This window comes from Hoeflea sp. YIM 152468, assembly GCF_029210485.1.
Lineage (GTDB): Bacteria > Pseudomonadota > Alphaproteobacteria > Rhizobiales > Rhizobiaceae > Hoeflea.
The window spans coordinates 44,693-61,456 of the sequence record NZ_JARGET010000014.1; the positions used below are offsets into that span (position 1 = coordinate 44,693).

20 protein-coding genes and 1 tRNA gene are annotated in these 16,764 nt (G+C 60.5%); 9 read left to right on the forward strand and 12 right to left on the reverse strand.

The features are described 5' to 3' along the window. The first annotated feature begins 1 nt into the window (after position 1). The 4 genes from PZ897_RS08570 to PZ897_RS08585 all read left to right on the forward strand — a co-directional run bounded on the left by PZ897_RS08570 (position 2) and on the right by PZ897_RS08585 (position 1,782). A complete protein-coding gene (locus PZ897_RS08570) occupies positions 2 to 439 on the forward strand; it encodes an EVE domain-containing protein (RefSeq protein WP_275751681.1) in 438 nt (145 codons plus the stop codon). Positions 440 to 459: 20 nt separating this feature from the next. Beyond that, positions 460 to 1,107, forward strand: a complete 648-nt coding sequence (locus tag PZ897_RS08575) for a methyltransferase (protein ID WP_275751683.1) — start codon at positions 460 to 462, stop codon at positions 1,105 to 1,107. 149 nt (positions 1,108 to 1,256) lie between these two features. Then, positions 1,257 to 1,559 carry a BrnT family toxin gene (locus PZ897_RS08580; RefSeq protein WP_275751685.1) on the forward strand — a complete coding sequence of 101 codons (303 nt, stop codon included), beginning with the start codon at positions 1,257 to 1,259 and terminating at the stop codon, positions 1,557 to 1,559. After that, positions 1,495 to 1,782: a BrnA antitoxin family protein gene (locus PZ897_RS08585; RefSeq protein WP_275751687.1), complete on the forward strand. Its 288-nt coding sequence runs from the start codon at positions 1,495 to 1,497 to the stop codon at positions 1,780 to 1,782. Before PZ897_RS08580 ends, PZ897_RS08585 begins: the two co-directional genes overlap by 65 nt. 77 nt (positions 1,783 to 1,859) lie before the next feature. Here the strand turns inward: PZ897_RS08585 and PZ897_RS08590 are convergent, their stop codons facing one another. Continuing rightward, a complete protein-coding gene (locus tag PZ897_RS08590) occupies positions 1,860 to 2,411 on the reverse strand; it encodes a L,D-transpeptidase family protein (protein WP_275751688.1) in 552 nt (183 codons plus the stop codon). 154 nt (positions 2,412 to 2,565) lie between these two features. Between PZ897_RS08590 and PZ897_RS08595 the strand changes: the two genes are divergently transcribed. Next, entirely contained in the window at positions 2,566 to 3,249 is a 684-nt protein-coding gene (locus PZ897_RS08595) for a response regulator transcription factor (protein ID WP_275751742.1), read from the forward strand. A gap of 43 nt (positions 3,250 to 3,292) precedes the next feature. Next, complete coding sequence (locus PZ897_RS08600; RefSeq protein WP_275751689.1) at positions 3,293 to 3,751, forward strand: cyclic nucleotide-binding domain-containing protein; 459 nt, start codon at positions 3,293 to 3,295, stop codon at positions 3,749 to 3,751. A 16-nt stretch (positions 3,752 to 3,767) separates the two neighbouring features. Here PZ897_RS08600 and PZ897_RS08605 read toward each other — a convergent pair whose 3' ends face one another. From PZ897_RS08605 to tesB, 6 genes are all read right to left on the reverse strand, one after another. Then, on the reverse strand, positions 3,768 to 4,580 hold the full coding sequence (locus PZ897_RS08605; RefSeq protein ID WP_275751690.1) for an exodeoxyribonuclease III: 813 nt from the start codon (positions 4,578 to 4,580) through the stop codon (positions 3,768 to 3,770). 142 nt (positions 4,581 to 4,722) lie between these two features. Further along, complete coding sequence (locus PZ897_RS08610) at positions 4,723 to 5,397, reverse strand: outer membrane lipoprotein carrier protein LolA (protein ID WP_275751744.1); 675 nt, start codon at positions 5,395 to 5,397, stop codon at positions 4,723 to 4,725. Positions 5,398 to 5,481: 84 nt separating this feature from the next. After that, positions 5,482 to 8,043 carry a DNA translocase FtsK gene (locus PZ897_RS08615; RefSeq protein WP_275751746.1) on the reverse strand — a complete coding sequence of 854 codons (2,562 nt, stop codon included), beginning with the start codon at positions 8,041 to 8,043 and terminating at the stop codon, positions 5,482 to 5,484. A 237-nt stretch (positions 8,044 to 8,280) separates the two neighbouring features. Further along, the gene (locus tag PZ897_RS08620; RefSeq protein ID WP_275751747.1) at positions 8,281 to 9,585 is read right to left on the reverse strand and encodes an ammonium transporter; all 1,305 of its coding nucleotides are present in this window, start codon (positions 9,583 to 9,585) and stop codon (positions 8,281 to 8,283) included. Positions 9,586 to 9,649: 64 nt separating this feature from the next. Further along, the gene (locus tag PZ897_RS08625) at positions 9,650 to 10,000 is read right to left on the reverse strand and encodes a P-II family nitrogen regulator (RefSeq protein WP_275751748.1); all 351 of its coding nucleotides are present in this window, start codon (positions 9,998 to 10,000) and stop codon (positions 9,650 to 9,652) included. A gap of 217 nt (positions 10,001 to 10,217) precedes the next feature. After that, entirely contained in the window at positions 10,218 to 11,099 is an 882-nt protein-coding gene (tesB, locus tag PZ897_RS08630; protein WP_275751692.1) for an acyl-CoA thioesterase II, read from the reverse strand. Positions 11,100 to 11,234: 135 nt separating this feature from the next. On the opposite strand from tesB, the gene PZ897_RS08635 reads away from it, so the two are divergent. Next, positions 11,235 to 12,461 carry a ubiquinone biosynthesis hydroxylase gene (locus tag PZ897_RS08635; protein WP_275751693.1) on the forward strand — a complete coding sequence of 409 codons (1,227 nt, stop codon included), beginning with the start codon at positions 11,235 to 11,237 and terminating at the stop codon, positions 12,459 to 12,461. 27 nt (positions 12,462 to 12,488) lie between these two features. Here the strand turns inward: PZ897_RS08635 and PZ897_RS08640 are convergent, their stop codons facing one another. The 5 genes from PZ897_RS08640 to PZ897_RS08660 form a co-directional block, all read right to left on the reverse strand. Next, positions 12,489 to 13,061, reverse strand: a complete 573-nt coding sequence (locus PZ897_RS08640; RefSeq protein ID WP_275751695.1) for a TetR/AcrR family transcriptional regulator — start codon at positions 13,059 to 13,061, stop codon at positions 12,489 to 12,491. A gap of 81 nt (positions 13,062 to 13,142) precedes the next feature. Beyond that, positions 13,143 to 13,364 (reverse strand): Trm112 family protein, encoded by a 222-nt coding sequence (locus PZ897_RS08645; protein ID WP_275751697.1) that lies wholly within the window; start codon positions 13,362 to 13,364, stop codon positions 13,143 to 13,145. A gap of 15 nt (positions 13,365 to 13,379) precedes the next feature. Then, entirely contained in the window at positions 13,380 to 14,057 is a 678-nt protein-coding gene (locus PZ897_RS08650) for an LON peptidase substrate-binding domain-containing protein (RefSeq protein WP_275751698.1), read from the reverse strand. 89 nt (positions 14,058 to 14,146) lie between these two features. Beyond that, positions 14,147 to 15,136 (reverse strand): thioredoxin, encoded by a 990-nt coding sequence (trxA, locus tag PZ897_RS08655; RefSeq protein ID WP_275751700.1) that lies wholly within the window; start codon positions 15,134 to 15,136, stop codon positions 14,147 to 14,149. 49 nt (positions 15,137 to 15,185) lie between these two features. After that, entirely contained in the window at positions 15,186 to 15,683 is a 498-nt protein-coding gene (locus tag PZ897_RS08660) for a prolyl-tRNA synthetase associated domain-containing protein (RefSeq protein WP_275751701.1), read from the reverse strand. 347 nt (positions 15,684 to 16,030) lie between these two features. On the opposite strand from PZ897_RS08660, the gene PZ897_RS08665 reads away from it, so the two are divergent. After that, a tRNA-Gly gene (locus PZ897_RS08665) sits at positions 16,031 to 16,105 on the forward strand. Between the two features lie 234 nt (positions 16,106 to 16,339). After that, positions 16,340 to 16,762, forward strand: coding sequence for a metallopeptidase family protein (locus tag PZ897_RS08670; protein ID WP_275751703.1), 423 nt, complete (start codon positions 16,340 to 16,342; stop codon positions 16,760 to 16,762). Positions 16,763 to 16,764: the final 2 nt, after the last annotated feature.

Sequence of the window (16,764 nt, forward strand, 5' to 3'; positions counted from 1 at the left end):
GATGGCGTACTGGTTGCTCAAATCCGAACCGTTCAAATGGTCCTGGGAAATGCAGAAGGCCAAGGGCGAGGTTGGCGAAGAGTGGGACGGCGTCCGCAATTACCAGGCGCGCAACAACATGCGCGCCATGAAACTGGGCGACAAGGTGTTCTTCTACCACTCCAATGTAGGCCTCGAAATCGTCGGTATCGCCGAGGTCTGCGCCTTGATCCATCCCGACTCCACCACCGACGATCCGCGTTGGGAATGCGTCGACATTCGCGCTGTCTGCGACATGCCCAGACCGGTGACACTCAAAGAGGTCAAGGCCAATCCCAGGCTTGCCGAGATGAGTCTTGTCACATCGATGCGGCTCTCGGTTCAACCGGTCACCGAGGCGGAGTATCTCGAGGTTTGCCGCATGGGCAATCTTGACAATCCGCCGCGCTCTCCGGAGTGACGCCGGCGCCCGGAGAGCGGATGAAAACCGACCCGGAAAGCTTCATCCGCGCCAACACCGCGCTCTCGGCACCGCCGCATGTGCCCGAGATTCGTCTCCACCTGGCCGATGAAGCGCATGATTTGTGGCTCAAGACCGAAGACGAGCTGGATGCGCTTGGACTGCCGCCGCCGTTCTGGGCCTTTGCCTGGGCCGGTGGTCAGGGCCTGGCCCGGCACATCCTCGACAATCCGGATCTGGTCGCGGGCAAGACGGTGCTGGATTTCGCCTGCGGGTCCGGCCTTGTGGCAATTGCCGCCATCCGCGCCGGCGCAGCCACCGTCATGGCGTCAGATATCGATCCCTGGTCAGCGGCGGCCACGCGGCTGAATGCGGACGCCAACGGCGTCGATTTCGACTTCCGGCACACCGATCTTGTCGGGACTGACCACGGCTGGGAGGTCGTGCTGGCCGGCGACGTCTTCTATGACCGGGCCATGGCCGCTCTGATCCGGCCCTGGTTCGAAGGTCTTGCCCGTCGTGGCGCCGCAGTACTGGTCGGCGATCCGGGCAGGGCCTATTGCCCCCGCGACGACATGGAATTGCTCGCCACGTACATGGTGCCGGTCACCCGGGCGCTGGAGGACAGCGACATCAAGCGAACCTCGGTTTTCCGCGTCACTGGGTGAACTGAGCATGCTTGCCCTTGCTATGTATATACAAATCGTATATACATTTCTGGCCGCTCGTATGATACGACTTACCAAACTACCCCATGTCGATTGTGACAACCAAAAAGGAACAAATCCATGAACTGTTTTGCATCGGGGACAGGAAAATGGAATTGGAATGGGACGAAACCAAACGTGCTGAAATTTATGCAAAGCACGGCGTCGACCTCTTGGAAGCAGCACTGATCTTCGAAAATGAGGTTTTGGAAAAGGAAGACACACGCAGGGATTACGGCGAAAAACGCATGATCGCCTTGGGTATTGCCGACGGTGAGATTTACACAGTCGTTTATACCGAGAGAGGCGAAGTCTACCGCCTCATAACTGCGTGGAAAGGAGGTCAGAATGACCGAGAAGTATATGAAAAAAGCAGGACTTGGCGACCTTCGCAAGATGAAGGAACAAGGTGAAACAAAGCCTTCCTTCAAGGCAGAAGCCGCACCAGATCTGCCTAAGAGTTTTTGGGATGATGCCGAACTCGTCAACCATACCATAACCAAAGAACCGATCAGCCTGCGCGTCGATTCCGATATCCTTGAGTTTTTCAAAGCTCAAGGCAAAGGACACCTCACGCGGATGAATGCGGTTTTGCGCTCCTATGTCGAGGCGCAACGGTCGAAGACCCCTGACTAACCGTTCTGGCTCTGCTTATCGGGCTCCATGCCGCCTCCAAGGCTGATTAGCCGTCTGATTGCAGCGAAATCGCTTTGCTACAGCACCCGGACCACGGTTCCGCGCCGCAGATAAGGCATCAATCGCAACAGATCGCGGCGGTGGAGCGCGATGCAGCCTTGCGTCGGCGGAAAGCCGGGCTTGGCCACATGCAGGAAGATGGCACTGCCGGCCCCGCGCTTTCGCGACGTGATGTTCCAGTCGAGCACGAAGCCGAAATCATACAGCACATCCTCCCGGATCAGGGTTTCGTGGCTGGCGGAAAACGGCAGGCGCACATGCCTGTTGTAGGCCGCATGATCGGGCGCGTCGCACCAGCCGTCCTTGCGGTTCACCCGCTGCAACGCGACCCCCGCGCGGTCCGGAGTGAGCATGCCTGCGCGCCGGAAGCCACTCAGAACCGCCATCGATGCCCGCGGTGTCCCCCCATCACCTTCGCGTTTGAACGAGACAATGCCACCCCGCCCCAGGGCCGCGGGAAGGCTCACTGGTCCGCACCGTACCATGGCGCGCAACGGGTCAATCGGCGACCGGCGCACCGTGATCGGGCTGGCCTGCACCCGGCCTTTCGACGCTTTGTTCGACCTCATTCTCACAATCAAGTGCTCCCGCTGTGATCTGACCTGACCATTTAACACTTTGCCCCCGCGCCGAAAGTGCCTAAACAGGGACACAATGTCATTTGACACATCGTGGGCGCCGGTCCGAACCGGCGTGCATGTCTGTATGAAGAAGGAAGCTGCAATGACCGCCCGCTCGATCCTGCTGGTAGATGACGACAATGATCTGAGGGAAACCCTTGTCGAGCAGCTGTCTCTCTACGAAGAATTCGCGATTTCTCAGGCAGCCTCGGCCACCAAGGGCGTGCAGGCTGCGCGCGCCGAACATGTCGACCTGTTGATCATGGATGTCGGCCTGCCCGACATGGACGGCCGCGAAGCGGTGAAGCTGTTGCGCAAGGGCGGGTTCAAATCGCCGATCATCATGCTGACCGGTCACGATACCGATTCTGACACCATTCTCGGGCTTGAGGCGGGCGCCAACGATTACGTCACCAAGCCGTTCCGCTTTGCCGTGCTGCTGGCCCGTATCCGCGCGCAACTGCGCCAGCACGAGCAGAGCGAGGATGCCACCTTCACGGTCGGACCCTACACCTTCAAGCCAAGCCAGAAGCTGCTTCTGGACGACAAGGGCGGAAAGATCCGCTTGACCGAAAAGGAGGCGGCGATCATCCGCTACCTCTACCGTGCCGAGCAGAAAGTTGTCACCCGTGACATCCTGCTGGAGGAGGTCTGGGGCTACAATTCCGGCGTCACCACCCACACGCTCGAGACCCATGTCTACCGCCTGCGTCAGAAAATCGAGGCTGATCCGTCAAATGCCGAGATTCTGGTGACCGAAAGCGGCGGCTACAAGATCGTCCCGTGAGCCCGGACCCGACCCGGTCCCGACCCACCCAAGGAGAGCATCCGTGGCGCTGAATGACGACATTGCCCTTCTCTCGTCCGTTTCGCTGTTTCGCGACATCGGCGAGGACAAGTTGCGCCTGATCGCCTTTGGCGCCGAGAGGCGCAAATTGCAGGCCGGCCAGATGCTGTTTCGCGAGGGGTCGCCGGCCGATTGCGCCTTTGTCGTGGCCCTCGGCCGGTTCGAATTGTCGCGCGGCAGCAAGGCGGGTCCTGCCGTGCAACTTGGCTTTGCCGAAACCGGCACCTTGCTGGGCGAACTGGCGATGGTCACCGCCGTCAACCGGTCGATGACGGCAATCGCCCCGGACACCGCCGAAGTCATCCGCATCAACCGGCCCTTGTTCCGGCGCATGCTGGAGGAATACCCCGACATTGCCGGCATCGTCCGCCAGCGCATCAACGACAATCTTGCAGCCCTCAACGCCGATCTCGGCAGAATTGCAGAGCGCTTCAGCGGTTAAAACGCCGCGCAGCGCATCAGAATGCGAAATGCGCGGTCACCGGCACGTGGTCGGACGGACGCTCCCAGCCGCGGGCTTCACGCAGCACATTGATGCGGGTCAGATTGGGCAGCAGATCGGCAGACGACCAGACATGGTCAAGACGCCGGCCCCGGTCCGCCGCCTCCCAGTCCCGCGCCCGATAGCTCCACCAGGTGAAGATTTTTTCTTCAGGCGGAATATAGGCGCGGATCAGATCAACCCACGCCCCGGCCTTCTGCATCGCCAGAAGACTCTCCGTCTCGATCGGCGTGTGGCTGACCACTTTCAACAGCTGCTTGTGCGACCAGACATCCGTTTCGAGCGGTGCAATGTTGAGATCACCCACAAGAATCGATGACACCCCATCGGCCTGTTCAGCCTCTGCATGGAGCAGCTTCATCTCCTCGACAAAGTCGAGCTTGTGCGCGAATTTCTGGTTGATCTCGCGGTCCGGCTCGTCACCCCCCGCCGGCACATAGAAATTGTGAATCCGGATTCGCCGCGAACCCGGCGCTTCAACAATGGCCGAAATGTTGCGGGTGTGATCAATGTCGCAATAGGTTTTCCGGCGATCATCCGACAACGGCAGCCGCGAAACGATTGCGACGCCGTGGTAACCCTTCTGGCCGTGGATGGCGATGTGCTCATAGCCGAGCTTGCGGAACGCCGAGCTGGGAAACGCATCATTGGGACACTTGGTTTCCTGCAGACACAGGACGTCCGGCTGATGGGTTTCGAGAAAATGCTGCACCAGCGGAAGCCGGAGCCGCACGGAGTTGATATTCCAGGTTGAAACCGAAAACGCCAAATCAGATCGCCTTTATGGATGGAAGCCTGCCCGTATTTGGCCGATAAGCCAGGCAACGGCAACCCGGTCCGGGGCGCTTGGCGCAATTCAGTCGTCAGAGATGATCCCGGAGGCGATCAAGTCGGCCGGGCGCGGGGCCGGTTCAGCCGCCGCCGCGCTGGACCTTATGGACTTCTTCATAGGGAACCTTGAAGACGTTCTTGGCGAATGTCACGCCGGTCTTGACGTTGAAAATCATCACCGAAGTATCCTTGCCCTGCGCGTCGCGAATGGTCCACTGCCGCAGTTCGAAGGTCTTCGGGTCAAACATCAAGCTGATGGTCGAATCACCAAAGATCGATTTGTTGCCCAGAACGATGGTTGTCAGGTCAGGGTCTTCTTTCACCGCCTTCACCGTATCGGCCGAAAGGTCGATGCGCTCCGACAGCAGCAGTTTCAGCGGCGTCTTGTCGAGCGGATAAAGATCCCAGGTCCTGAGCTTGCGATTGCCGATCACCACCGCCTTGCCATCGGCAATCACCCGGATCGGTGAAGGCGCCTCATAGTTGAAGCGCAGCTTGCCGGGGCGGTCGATGAAAAACTTGCCGCCGGTCTGTTCGCCATTGGGGCCGAACTGGATGAACTCGCCGGTCATGGTTTTGACCGAGGAGAAATGATCGGCCAGTCTTTGCGCGCTCTCAGCCGCACCGGCCTGGCCGGGAAACCCCAAAAGTCCGGCCGCCGCCGCCATCAGCGTCAGTCCAAGGCCCAAGCCGCCGCCCAGAACAGCGCGGCGGCTCCGGTCAGGCCGGTCTATCGTCGTGGAAATGGTCTGCATCGACATTTCTGTCTCCGATTCGTTTCAGCTTTCATCTCGCGCAAGACTGCGGCGCCAGTGTGACGCCGGCTCTTGTCGGGCCCGCTATTGCGGATCGATGTCATCTTCAGTGGGCACAAGAATTTCGCGCTTGCCGGCATGGTTGGCGGCACTGATCACGCCTTCCTGTTCCATCCGCTCGATCAGCGAAGCTGCGCGGTTGTAGCCGATGCCGAGCCGCCGCTGGATATAGGAGGTCGAGGCTTTGCCGTCGCGCAGCACGACCGCCACCGCCTGATCATAGGGATCGTCTGATTCGGCAAGATTGGAGCTGCCTGCCGGCCCGCCGCCTTCGCTTTCCTCGTCATCCTCGGTGATCGAATCGAGGTATTCGGGCACGCCTTGGGTTTTCAGGAAGGAAACGATGTCCTCGACCTCCTTGTCCGAGACGAAGGGCCCGTGAACGCGCTGGATGCGGCCGCCGCCGGCCATGTAGAGCATGTCGCCCATGCCCAGCAGCTGTTCGGCCCCCTGCTCGCCCAGAATGGTTCGAGAATCGATCTTGGAGGTGACCTGGAAGGACATCCGGGTCGGGAAGTTGGCCTTGATCGTGCCGGTGATGACGTCAACCGACGGACGCTGCGTTGCCATGATCACATGAATGCCCGCCGCCCGCGCCATCTGTGCCAGGCGCTGCACAGCGCCCTCGATGTCCTTGCCGGCCACCATCATCAGATCGGCCATCTCGTCGATCAGCACGACGATATAGGGCAACGGCGTCAGATCGAACTCCTCGGTCTCGTAAACCGCTTCACCGGTGTGGCGGTCGAACCCGGTCTGCACCGTGCGGGTGATGGGCTCGCCCGAAGCTCTCGCCTGTTCCACCCGGGAGTTGAAGCCGTCGATGTTGCGGACGCCGATTTTCGACATGTTCTTGTAGCGCTGTTCCATCTCGCGGACAGTCCATTTGAGCGCCACGACAGCCTTTTTCGGGTCCGTCACCACCGGCGTCAGCAGATGCGGAATGCCGTCATAGACCGACAATTCGAGCATTTTCGGATCGATCATGATCAGCCGGCATTTGGACGGGTCCATCCGGTAGAGGATCGACAGGATCATGGTGTTGATGGCGACAGACTTGCCCGACCCGGTGGTACCCGCCACCAGCACATGCGGCATCTTGGCGAGATCGACGATCACCGGTTCCCCGCCGATCGTCTTGCCAAGCGCCAGGCCGAGTTTGGCCTTGGACGTCTCGAAATCGCGGCTGGCGATCAGTTCGCGCAGATAGACGGTTTCCCGCTTCTGGTTCGGCAGTTCGATACCGATGGCATTGCGCCCCGGAACCACCGCCACACGGGCGGCAATTGCGCTCATCGACCGGGCAATGTCATCGGCAAGGCCGATCACCCGCGAGGATTTGATGCCCGGCGCCGGTTCGAGTTCATACAGCGTCACCACCGGACCGGGACGGACATGAATGATCTCGCCCTTGACGCCGAAATCTTCCAGGACGCCTTCCAGCATGCGCGCATTCTGCTCCAGCTCCTGCGGCGACAGCGAACTGTCCTTGACCACATGCGGGGTTTCATTCAGCAGATGCACTGATGGCAGCGAAAAACCCTGCTCCTGAAGCATCGAGCCCTGTGCATCCCGCTGCACCCGTGCCCCGGGCTTGGGCCGTTCAGCGGGCGCCGCAATCCGCGGACCCGGGCTGTTGGCGCGAACCGGCGCCGCTTGTGGACGCCAATCCGCTGCGGGATCCTCATCGTCGAAATCATTCGACAGGACGCCCGCCGGAAGTGGCTCATCATCGATATCAAACGGCGGCGCGTCGTCGACCTGAATGGTCCGCGCCTGACCGGCCGCAGCGAAACCGGGTTCGATCCGCTCGTTGCCGCTGCGTCGGGGTGCTGCGAAACCGGACCCTGCCGCGCGATCATCCGCGCCATGCAGGTCCAGCGGCGAATCCGGCATCGCCTGCCGCGCGTGCGAGCCGGCCAGACCGGTCAAACGTCTCATCCTGCCGCGCAAAGTAAACCAGGCATGGGTAACGGCCCCCAATGCCAGCGAACCCCGCGATGCGTCATCGGCGTCGAAGTCGTCCTCGCTGACGGCTGTTTCCGGGCGCGTGACCGGCAGATTGCGGCCAATCAGGCCGGCGCCGAAGGCCAGCAGCCAGCCGGCAGGCGGCGCCAGCAGCAGCCCGAGAATGACGGCGACCAGACCGGAAGGGAAATCACCGGTGAAAAGCGACGGAATCTTCAGCGCCATGTCGCCAAGCACGCCACCAATTCCGTTGGGCAGCGGCCAGTTTTGCGAACTCGGCATCAGACCGAACAGCGCCGCGGTCAACCATGCGCCGCCAAACCAGGCAGCACCGCGCCGGGAAAGACGGTCGGCGGGATGATTGCGCAGCAGGCCAATCGCCCAGAACAACACCGGCACAAGCCCGATCACGCCGGCCAGGCCGAAGAACTGCATGACCAGATCGGCAAAGGCTGCACCGGGGAAACCCAGAGCATTGTGCGGAATCGCGCCATTGGCGTTGGAGAAGCTTGGATCTGCAACATTCCATGTCGCAAGAGCCGCGATGGCGAGCGCCAGTCCGGCAAGCATGACCAGGCCGATGACAAACCTGATCTGCCGTCGCACCAGGTCTCCCATCCGGTAGCCGCGGGAAGACATGCCTGACGAAAGGGAAGTAGAGCCTGACTGCATGGGTACACAATGTCCGAATCGGGTTTTGGGCCCTCACGGACCCATCTCACCCAAATCTAACCGCAAGCGGGTTAATGTGGCATTAACCATGCAGATCTTGTTCCGGCATTGTCACCAGGTCAAACGCCAGATGCGGCCCGGAGAGCCGGGCCGCACCATTTTGCAGACGTCACAGATCACAGATCAGACGTGATAGGCGGCTTCGCCATGCGAGGCCAGGTCCAGACCCTGCCGTTCGTCTTCAACGCCGACACGCAAGCCAATCGTCATGTCGACGATCTTGTAGAGAACGAACGAGATGAGGCCGCACCACACGATCGTGATCCCGACGGCAGACGCCTGAATGATGAACTGCGTACCGACCGCATAATCCTCACCGCCGGCGCCACCCAGACTGGGCATATTGACCACGGCTGTTCCCAGCGCGCCGACAATTCCGCCGACACCATGAATACCGAACACATCGGCAGAATCGTCATAACCGAACTTGTTTTTGACGACGGCCACAAAGTAATAGCAGACTCCCGATGCGACCGCGCCCAGCACGATGGCCCCCACCGGTCCGGAAAACCCGGCAGCCGGTGTGACGGCAACAAGTCCGGCGATCATGCCCGAAACGGCGCCCAGCATGGAAGCCTTGCCGCGGTGAAGCGCTTCGATCACGGTCCAGGCCAGGATTGCACCTGCGGTTGCCGTGAACGTGTTGATCATGGACAGCGCCGCGCCGCCATTGGCTTCGAGATTCGATCCGGCATTGAAGCCGAACCAGCCGAACCACAGCAGACAGGCCCCGACCATGGTCAACGTCATCGAATGCGGCGCCATCATGTCGCGGCCAAACCCGGTGCGCTTTCCGACCAGGATCGCACCGACCAGGCCGGCGATGCCGGCATTGATGTGCACGACCGTTCCGCCGGCGAAATCAAGGGCACCCATCTTGAACAGAAGTCCGTTGGCGTCCCAGACCATATGGGCGACCGGGAAGTAGACAAAGCTGACCCACAGCGCCACGAACAGCATGACTGCGGAAAACCGGATTCGCTCGGCAAAGGCGCCGACAATCAGGGCCGAGGTGATACAGGCAAACGTCATCTGGAAAGCGATGAAGATATATTCGGGGATCATTACCCCGTCGCTGAAGGTGGCCGCTTCGCTGCCCGGTGTGACACCTGACAGGAACATCTTGGCGGTCCCGCCCCAGAATGCGCTTTCCGAACCGCCAAAGGCGAAGGAATAGCCATAGAGCACCCAGATCACCATCACCATTGCGGTGATCATGGTGCACTGGAGCAACACCGAAAGCATGTTCTTGGTCCGCACCAGGCCGCCGTAAAACAGCGCAAGGCCGGGCAGGATCATCAACAGCACCAGGATGGTCGAGACCAGCATGAAGGTTGTATCGCCCTTGTCCATCGTGGTTGCGGCAACTTCAGCGGCTTCCTGCGCCAAGGCCGGGGCAGCAAGGGCCGTCAGCGCGCCTGCCGTCATCAGTCCAAGCCGAAGCGGAAATTTATGTGACAATTGAGGTGTCATGGAAGTGTCTCCTGTTGGCTTACAACGCATCGGTGTCGGTCTCGCCGGTGCGAATGCGCATCGCCTGGTCAATTGAGTAAACGAAGATCTTGCCGTCGCCGATCTGGCCGGTTTTGGCCGAGGTTGCGATTGCGTCGACCACAGCGTCGACCGCTTCCGATGCGACCCCGATCTCGATCTTCAGTTTCGGCAGAAAACTCACCGCATACTCCGTGCCGCGATAGATTTCCGTGTGCCCCTTCTGTCTGCCGTAGCCTTTGACTTCGCTGACGGTCAGGCCTTGAATGCCGATCGCCGTGAGTGCTTCGCGCACCTCGTCCAGCTTGAACGGCTTGATGATAGCCATCACAATTTTCATCTGGTTTCCCATCCTGTTGTCCGCGGCCATGCCGCCTCTCCGGACCGGCCACCCAGCGCTCGCTGGATAACCCGTCTGAACCAACAGCAATCAAATGCCGTGCCAGTTTGGAAAAAATCTGATAACTATTTGATATTATATATTTATATGAATCGAGAAAATAGGCTCGATCCGCCTGGCGCAGAGCAGGAGACTAAAATATAGGCAACTATTAATGAAAGCTTATATTTTAGGCTTTCGTCCGATCCCGAATCAAACCTTCTTGCGCGACCGAGGCAATCAGCTTGCCGTCGCGCTGATACAGGCTGCCGCGGGTAAAGCCGCGCGCGCCATTGGTGTTGGGCGAATCCATGCTGTAGAGCAGCCAGTCATCCAGTTTTGAGGGCCGGTGAAACCACATCGCGTGATCCAGGCTGGCGACCTGCAGATTGCGGTCAAACACCGAGCGGCCATGCGCAAACAGCGCTGTGTCGAGCAATGTCATGTCCGACAGGTAAGCCAGGATCGCGGCCTGAACAATCCGATCATCCGGCACCGGGCCGGTGGCTCTGATCCAGACCTTCTGCTCCGGATCAAGCTTGCGGTCGGAAATATAATGCTCAAGCGCCAGCGGCCGCACTTCTATGGGCCGCTCCCGTTCCCAATAGGTGCGGATATGATCAGGCGCGCCCGACAGGAAGGCTTCGCGCATCTGCTCCTTGTCCGGCAGTTCCTCCGGCTGCGCCACGGCCGGCATCCGGTCCTGATATTCAAGCCCGACCTCTTCCTTCTGGAACGAGGCCGACAGAGAGAAAATGGCCTTGCCGTGCTGGATCGCCACCACCGAGCGGGTGGCAAAACTCAAGCCATCACGGATCCGGTCAACCTCATAGATGATCGGCGCGGCGGGATCACCCGGGCGCATGAAATAGCCGTGCAGGGAATGCACCGGCCGGTCCGGCGCCACCGTGCGTTGCGCCGCCACCAGAGCCTGACCGATCACCTGGCCGCCAAACACCCGCTGCCAGCCGACTTTCGGGCTGGTTCCGCGAAACAGATCCTGCTCGAGGGGCTCGAGATCAAGGCTGGAGACCAGTTGTTCCATGGCAGTGACAGCAGGAGGACGCGACATTTGGTTCTCTTCCGGAGGTGGGCGGGAGGACGACAATGCGGTATACGGTGTCTTGAAGCCGCTGCAAAGGCCGCGCCTCATCCTATATGGCGTCTGGCCCCCGCAGAACCGCGCGCGGATAGAAGGATCAAGAACGTGACGACCGAGAACCTGGATGTTTTGGTTTGCGGCGCCGGATATGTCGGCTTGTCGGCGGCAGTCGCCATCAAGCTTGCCGCTCCATCGCTGGCCATCGCCGTGATTGACGCTGCCCCGCCGGAAGTCTGGCGCAAGGACCAGCGTGCCGCTGCGATCGCCGCCGGAGCCAAGCGCATGCTGACGACGCTCGACGTCTGGCAGACGATCGAGCCTGAAGCCCAGCCGATCAACGAAATGATTGTCACGGATTCGCGCACCTCCGATCCGGTGCGACCGGTGTTTCTCACCTTTGGCGGCGAGATTGAGGACGGTGAGCCCTTCGCCCACATGGTGCCCAATGTCAGCATTGTCAAAGCCCTGCGCGACAAGGCCTCGGCAATCGGCATGCCGATCTATCAGTCCGCTGCAGCCTCCGCACTGGATCTCGCCGAGCATGCAGCGCGGGTCGAGACCGCCGACGGGCGTAGATTCAGTGCCAAGCTCGTGGTCGCCGCCGATGGCGTCCGCTCGATGCTGCGCGACATGGCGGGAATCAGGACCCAGCACTGGGGATATGACCAATCGGGAATTGTCACCACCGTTGCCCATGAACGGCCGCACAATGGCCGCGCCGAAGAGCATTTCCTGCCGTCGGGTCCGTTTGCCATCCTGCCCTTGACGGGAAACCGTTCTTCGCTGGTCTGGACCGAGCGGACCCGCGACGCCGAGCGTCTGGTCAAGGAAGATGATTTTGTTTTCGAGGCAGAACTCGAACGCCGCTTTGGCCATCACCTTGGCGCGCTCAGCCTCGAAGGCGGCCGCCGGGCATTTCCGCTCGGATTGACGCTGGCGCGCGAATTTGTCCGGCCGCGGCTGGCCTTGGCGGGGGATGCCGCGCACGGTATCCACCCGGTGGCCGGTCAGGGCCTCAATCTCGGCTTCAAGGATGTCGCCGCACTGGCCGAAACTGTTGTCGAAGCCAACCGGCTTGGTCTCGACATCGGATCGATGGCCGTGCTCGAGCGCTATCAGATCTGGCGCCGTTTCGACACGGTGCGAATGGGCGTGACCAGTGACGTTCTGACCAGGATGTTTTCCAATGATATCGCACCCCTGCGGCTGATCCGGGATTTCGGTCTCGGTCTGGTGGACCGGATGCCGGCAATGAAGCGTTATTTCATCGATCAGGCGGCGGGAATTCCCGATGAGTCCGGTCCCCGGCTGCTGCGCGGCGAGGCCATCTGAACAGCAGCATCAGGCAGCGATGCCGATTCAGGATGAAAATTGCAGGCTTTGTTCGGCCCGGCGCAGGCTTTCGGCCAGAACGGTCATGTCACCAAACGCATAGGCCAGTGCAATTCCGCCCTGCCATTCGATCACCACCGCGCGGGCCCGCGCCATCGCCAGCGACGGCCGGGACCCGGTTTTTTGCAACTCGCGGGCGATGAAGCTCACGAGAAGCTCGAAACTTTGTCCCGCGCGGGTCGAAGCCTCGGCTGCGGTGCCGCGAAAATCCCTGACCGCCGCGCTGATCGGACAGCCATTGTCGACGCGGCTTCGGTTGGATTGCGCAAGCCGCTGCAACAGGAAGCGGATTCGCTGGCGCGGATCGGGCGACGCCGCCTCCGCTTCAATGATCAGTGATTGGGTTTCCTCGGCAAAAACATCCGCAACGGCCAGTGCCAGGTCAGCCTTGGTGCGGAAATAGTAGAACATGTTGCCGGTCGGTACGCCGGCGTCGCGGGCGATGTCGGCGATGCTGGTTGCAGCAAATCCGCGAATCCAGAACAGCCGAGCGGCAGCGGCCACGATCGCTTCACGCCTCAGATCGCCTTTCTTGGACACCCGCCTCCACCTTTTCTATTTGGTTGGCTGACTTAAGATCATGCTGGCGCAGCGGTGAGCGAAGCCACAGCCGTGACCGTCTCAGTCGTCATCGGGAAGTTGCCGGGCTTCAGACACCAGCATGATCGGGATGCCGTCGCGCACCGGATAGGCCAGTCTGGCGCGGCCCGACACCAGTTCGGTCTTGTCGGCATCAAATTTCAGCGGCCCATAGGTCAGCGGACAGACCAGCAGCTCCAGCATCTTGACGTCGACGGCGCCCGCTGAGCGGATGGTCTGCTGCGATGGGATTTGATCTGTCATGACTGCCGGTTACGCCTATTGCAGGACGCGTCCATAATCATCCGAATCCCGCGCCAAGGCAATCTCGGTAATCGCGATCAACGTCTCCGCGCGCAGTTTCAGATTGTCAGCTTCCAGCAACGCCTGCTTTTCCGCCGGCCCATAGGGAGACATCATCGACAGCGAATTGACCAGGCTTTCCGTGCTGGCGCGTTCGACAGAATTCCAGTCGGCTTCGAGATCATTGGCATCAAGATAGGCCTTGAAGCTTTGCAAGAGTGCATCCCGGTCAACACCGGCGCTGTCATCGCTGGCTTCAAGGTCACCGAAGAACGGCGCGATGCGGCAGATCCGGTAAGGTTTGCCGCCGCTGTCAAGTTCTCCGGTCAACCGGAACCGGCAGACACCGCCCAGGGCGACGACGTAACGGCCATCGCCGGTCTCGGCGAAGGAGGTGATGCGCCCCAGACAGCCAACGCGGCAAAGATCTTCCACCGGCCCCCGCAGGGATTCAGCCTCGGCCAGCGCCGGCTGGATCACACCGATCAGGCGATCCGAAGCCATCGCCTCGTCAAACATCGAAAGATAGCGCGGTTCGAAAACATTGAGCGGCAGCTGCGCCCCTGGCAGCAGCAGCGCACCCGAAAGCGGAAACACCGGCACCTGATCCGGTACATCCGTTTCGACACGATAGGATTTATTGCCAACCTGCATACGTTCAAGCCCCAATGGTCATTGTAGATAGGAATGTGGGGCCAAACACCGGAAACTCAAGTGCCTGCCAAAGCACGGCTCCCTGACACTCAGGAAAACAGCAGCGAAGAGAGCTGCCGGCGCGCAGACAGAGTTGCCGCGTCCATCGGACCCCAGGCTTCGAAGAACTCCAGCAAGGCTTTTCGCGCGGCCTCGTCCTGCCATTTGGGATCGGTACGCATGATCGTGAACAACTCGGCCGCTGCAGCGTCCCTGTCGCCCCGCGCATTGAGGATCTTGGCAAACTGGATCCGGGCCTCATGATCTGCCGGGTCTGACGCAAGACGGGCCTGGAGTTCGGCGGGATTGCCCAGCTCTGCCACTTCGCGCGCCATTTCAAGCCGCTTGAACACGGCAGCGACCTCCAGATCCTTGCGCTCATCCTCCGGAACGGCGCTCAACAGCTTTTCTGCGCGATCAAGCTCGCCGGCTGCCAGCATGCAGGCGGCCATTCCCGCTATCGCACCGACATGCTCCTGATCCATCTGCAGGATTGCGCCAAATCCCCGTGCTGCCGCCTCGACATCGCCAGCCGCAAGTGCGTCGCGTGACTGCGTCAGCACCTGGGCGATCTGGTCGTCGGCGGAAGACGTTGCAGCGGGACCGGCAACCTTGTCGATGAAGTCGCGGATCTGGCTTTCGGGAAGAGCCCCCATGAAGCCGTCAACCGGTTTGCCGCCGGAAAAGGCGATGACTGCAGGGATCGACTGAATACCCATCTGACCCGGAATCGCGGGATGATCATCAATGTTGAGCTTGACCAGTTTGACCCGGCCGTTTGATTCGCGCACCACCTTCTCGATAATCGGCGTGAGTTGCTTGCAGGGCCCACACCACGGCGCCCAGAAGTCCACCAGCACGGTCACATCAGCCGACGCCTTGATGACATCGTCCGCGAAACCGGCAGTGGTCGTATCCATGATCACCTCACCGGCGTTCGCAGCAGCGGTTTGAGCCGGTTTGGAGGTATCGCCGAAGGTGACTGTGCCGCTCATCTGCCCCCCGGATGCCGGTGCGTAGGGGTTGTCATAATCGCTCATGGTTCTGATTCCGTGCCTGCTGAAAACAATTCCGTCCTAAGGTCGTGCTTTATTCCGAAACTTTCAAGATCAACGGGGAATGCCCGGTATGGGCGAGAAAGCGTTTCAGATCTTCCCGCCCGATCGACGTTGTCGCATCATTGCTCAGCGGATGGGCATTGATGATCTCATTGTCCATAAGCGGGGCGTCGATGACGAGTGTGACTTCGTTTTGCATGTCATTGATGGCGCAGAAAATGCTCACTGACCCCGGGGTGACACCGAGCTTCTCCATCAAGACGTCCGGCTTTGCGAAGGAAACCCGGCCGCTGGCGCCGATCAGGCCGTGAATGCGCTTGAGGTTGACCTCGGCATTTTCTTCCAGCGTCACCAGAAAACAGGCACCCTTCTTGTCTTTCAGGAACAGGTTCCGGGTGTGTCCACCGGGGATTGTGTCGCGCAAACTCTGTGATTCGGCGACCGTGAAGACTGGCGGATGGCCCACGGTGGAATGAGAAATTGCCAAAGCATCGAGGCAGTCAAAGAGATCTTGGCGGGTTTTTGGCATTGGCTCAACTCGTGCTGGAAGGAACTCGGTCCGTTTCATGGTGCTGAGACAGGCCCGCGTCGGTGCGCGGTCCCTCAGCCGGCTTGAAGGTTCTTGATAGGCAACCAGGCGGCTTGGTGCAATGCCCGCATCCGGACCCGCCTCCGGGCCCGCCTCTGTAGGAATCGCCCCGCTCAGGCCATGCTCGACCGCACCACCGATGGCCTGCAGGACGGCACTGACCGGCACAGAGTCACGGATGACTGAAATTTCCCTGTTGCAATTCATTTCAGCTTGCGCCATATAGCGCCGGTCTGGACCCATCGGGGACGGATCGCAGGCCCACTCACCCACGGGCCTGAGGATGAGCGGGCGTAGCTCAGGGGTAGAGCACAACCTTGCCAAGGTTGGGGTCGGGCGTTCGAATCGCCTCGCCCGCTCCAGTTTCTCGAAATCCTGCATGTCACGAATCGCGCCTTTCCGGCCAGCGATCAGCGGGCCTTGCCTTCCCACTCCGGTGCCCCCGCTCATGCGATTGGCGTTGCCACTCGCCGCCCTTGCCCCCTTTCCAGAGCGGATCCGTCAGCATTGCAAAGACCGGCCTCGAAAAGACAGATGGATTCCCTTATATGCACTTTGATTGGCAAATTCGGCCAACTCCGGCAAAGGGAAATTTCATGGCGCATATAGATCAGACGGGGGATTGGCGGGACCGGCATGCGCCCTCACTGGCGGAGTTCGAATCCCTCGCCAGGGATGCCTATGCCCAATTGCCCGACAGATTTCGCTCCCAGACCGGCGACGTCGCCATCCTGATTGCCGATTTTCCCGATGACGAGATTTTCGAGGATCTCGGTCTGGAAACGCCGTTCGACCTTTTGGGGCTGTTCGAAGGGCGCGGCCTGACCGAGCGCTTCACCATGGAGACCGGTGAACTGGCCAACCGTGTCCTGCTCTACCGGCGGCCGATTCTGGATTACTGGGCCGAAAACGACGAAACGCTGGGCGACATCATCAGTCATGTTCTGATCCACGAGATCGGCCATCATTTCGGCCTTTCCGACGAAGACATGGAGCTGATCGAGGCCGCAGTAACCTGACC

Excerpts from the sequence above, each read along its gene's own strand:
- PZ897_RS08660 (WP_275751701.1), bottom strand. The coding sequence starts at position 15,683 with ATGCCAAAAACCCGCCAAGATCTCTTTGACTGCCTCGATGCTTTGGCA.
- PZ897_RS08610 (WP_275751744.1), bottom strand. The coding sequence starts at position 5,397 with ATGCAGACCATTTCCACGACGATAGACCGGCCTGACCGGAGCCGCCGC.
- PZ897_RS08585 (WP_275751687.1), top strand. The coding sequence starts at position 1,495 with ATGACCGAGAAGTATATGAAAAAAGCAGGACTTGGCGACCTTCGCAAG.
- trxA (WP_275751700.1), bottom strand. The coding sequence starts at position 15,136 with ATGAGCGATTATGACAACCCCTACGCACCGGCATCCGGGGGGCAGATG.
- PZ897_RS08615 (WP_275751746.1), bottom strand. The coding sequence starts at position 8,043 with ATGGGAGACCTGGTGCGACGGCAGATCAGGTTTGTCATCGGCCTGGTC.
- PZ897_RS08590 (WP_275751688.1), bottom strand. The coding sequence starts at position 2,411 with ATGAGGTCGAACAAAGCGTCGAAAGGCCGGGTGCAGGCCAGCCCGATC.
- PZ897_RS08625 (WP_275751748.1), bottom strand. The coding sequence starts at position 10,000 with ATGGGAAACCAGATGAAAATTGTGATGGCTATCATCAAGCCGTTCAAG.
- PZ897_RS08580 (WP_275751685.1), top strand. The coding sequence starts at position 1,257 with ATGGAATTGGAATGGGACGAAACCAAACGTGCTGAAATTTATGCAAAG.
- PZ897_RS08570 (WP_275751681.1), top strand. The coding sequence starts at position 2 with ATGGCGTACTGGTTGCTCAAATCCGAACCGTTCAAATGGTCCTGGGAA.
- tesB (WP_275751692.1), bottom strand. The coding sequence starts at position 11,099 with ATGTCGCGTCCTCCTGCTGTCACTGCCATGGAACAACTGGTCTCCAGC.
- PZ897_RS08650 (WP_275751698.1), bottom strand. The coding sequence starts at position 14,057 with ATGCAGGTTGGCAATAAATCCTATCGTGTCGAAACGGATGTACCGGAT.
- PZ897_RS08575 (WP_275751683.1), top strand. The coding sequence starts at position 460 with ATGAAAACCGACCCGGAAAGCTTCATCCGCGCCAACACCGCGCTCTCG.
- PZ897_RS08595 (WP_275751742.1), top strand. The coding sequence starts at position 2,566 with ATGACCGCCCGCTCGATCCTGCTGGTAGATGACGACAATGATCTGAGG.
- PZ897_RS08670 (WP_275751703.1), top strand. The coding sequence starts at position 16,340 with ATGGCGCATATAGATCAGACGGGGGATTGGCGGGACCGGCATGCGCCC.
- PZ897_RS08620 (WP_275751747.1), bottom strand. The coding sequence starts at position 9,585 with ATGACGGCAGGCGCGCTGACGGCCCTTGCTGCCCCGGCCTTGGCGCAG.
- PZ897_RS08645 (WP_275751697.1), bottom strand. The coding sequence starts at position 13,364 with ATGACAGATCAAATCCCATCGCAGCAGACCATCCGCTCAGCGGGCGCC.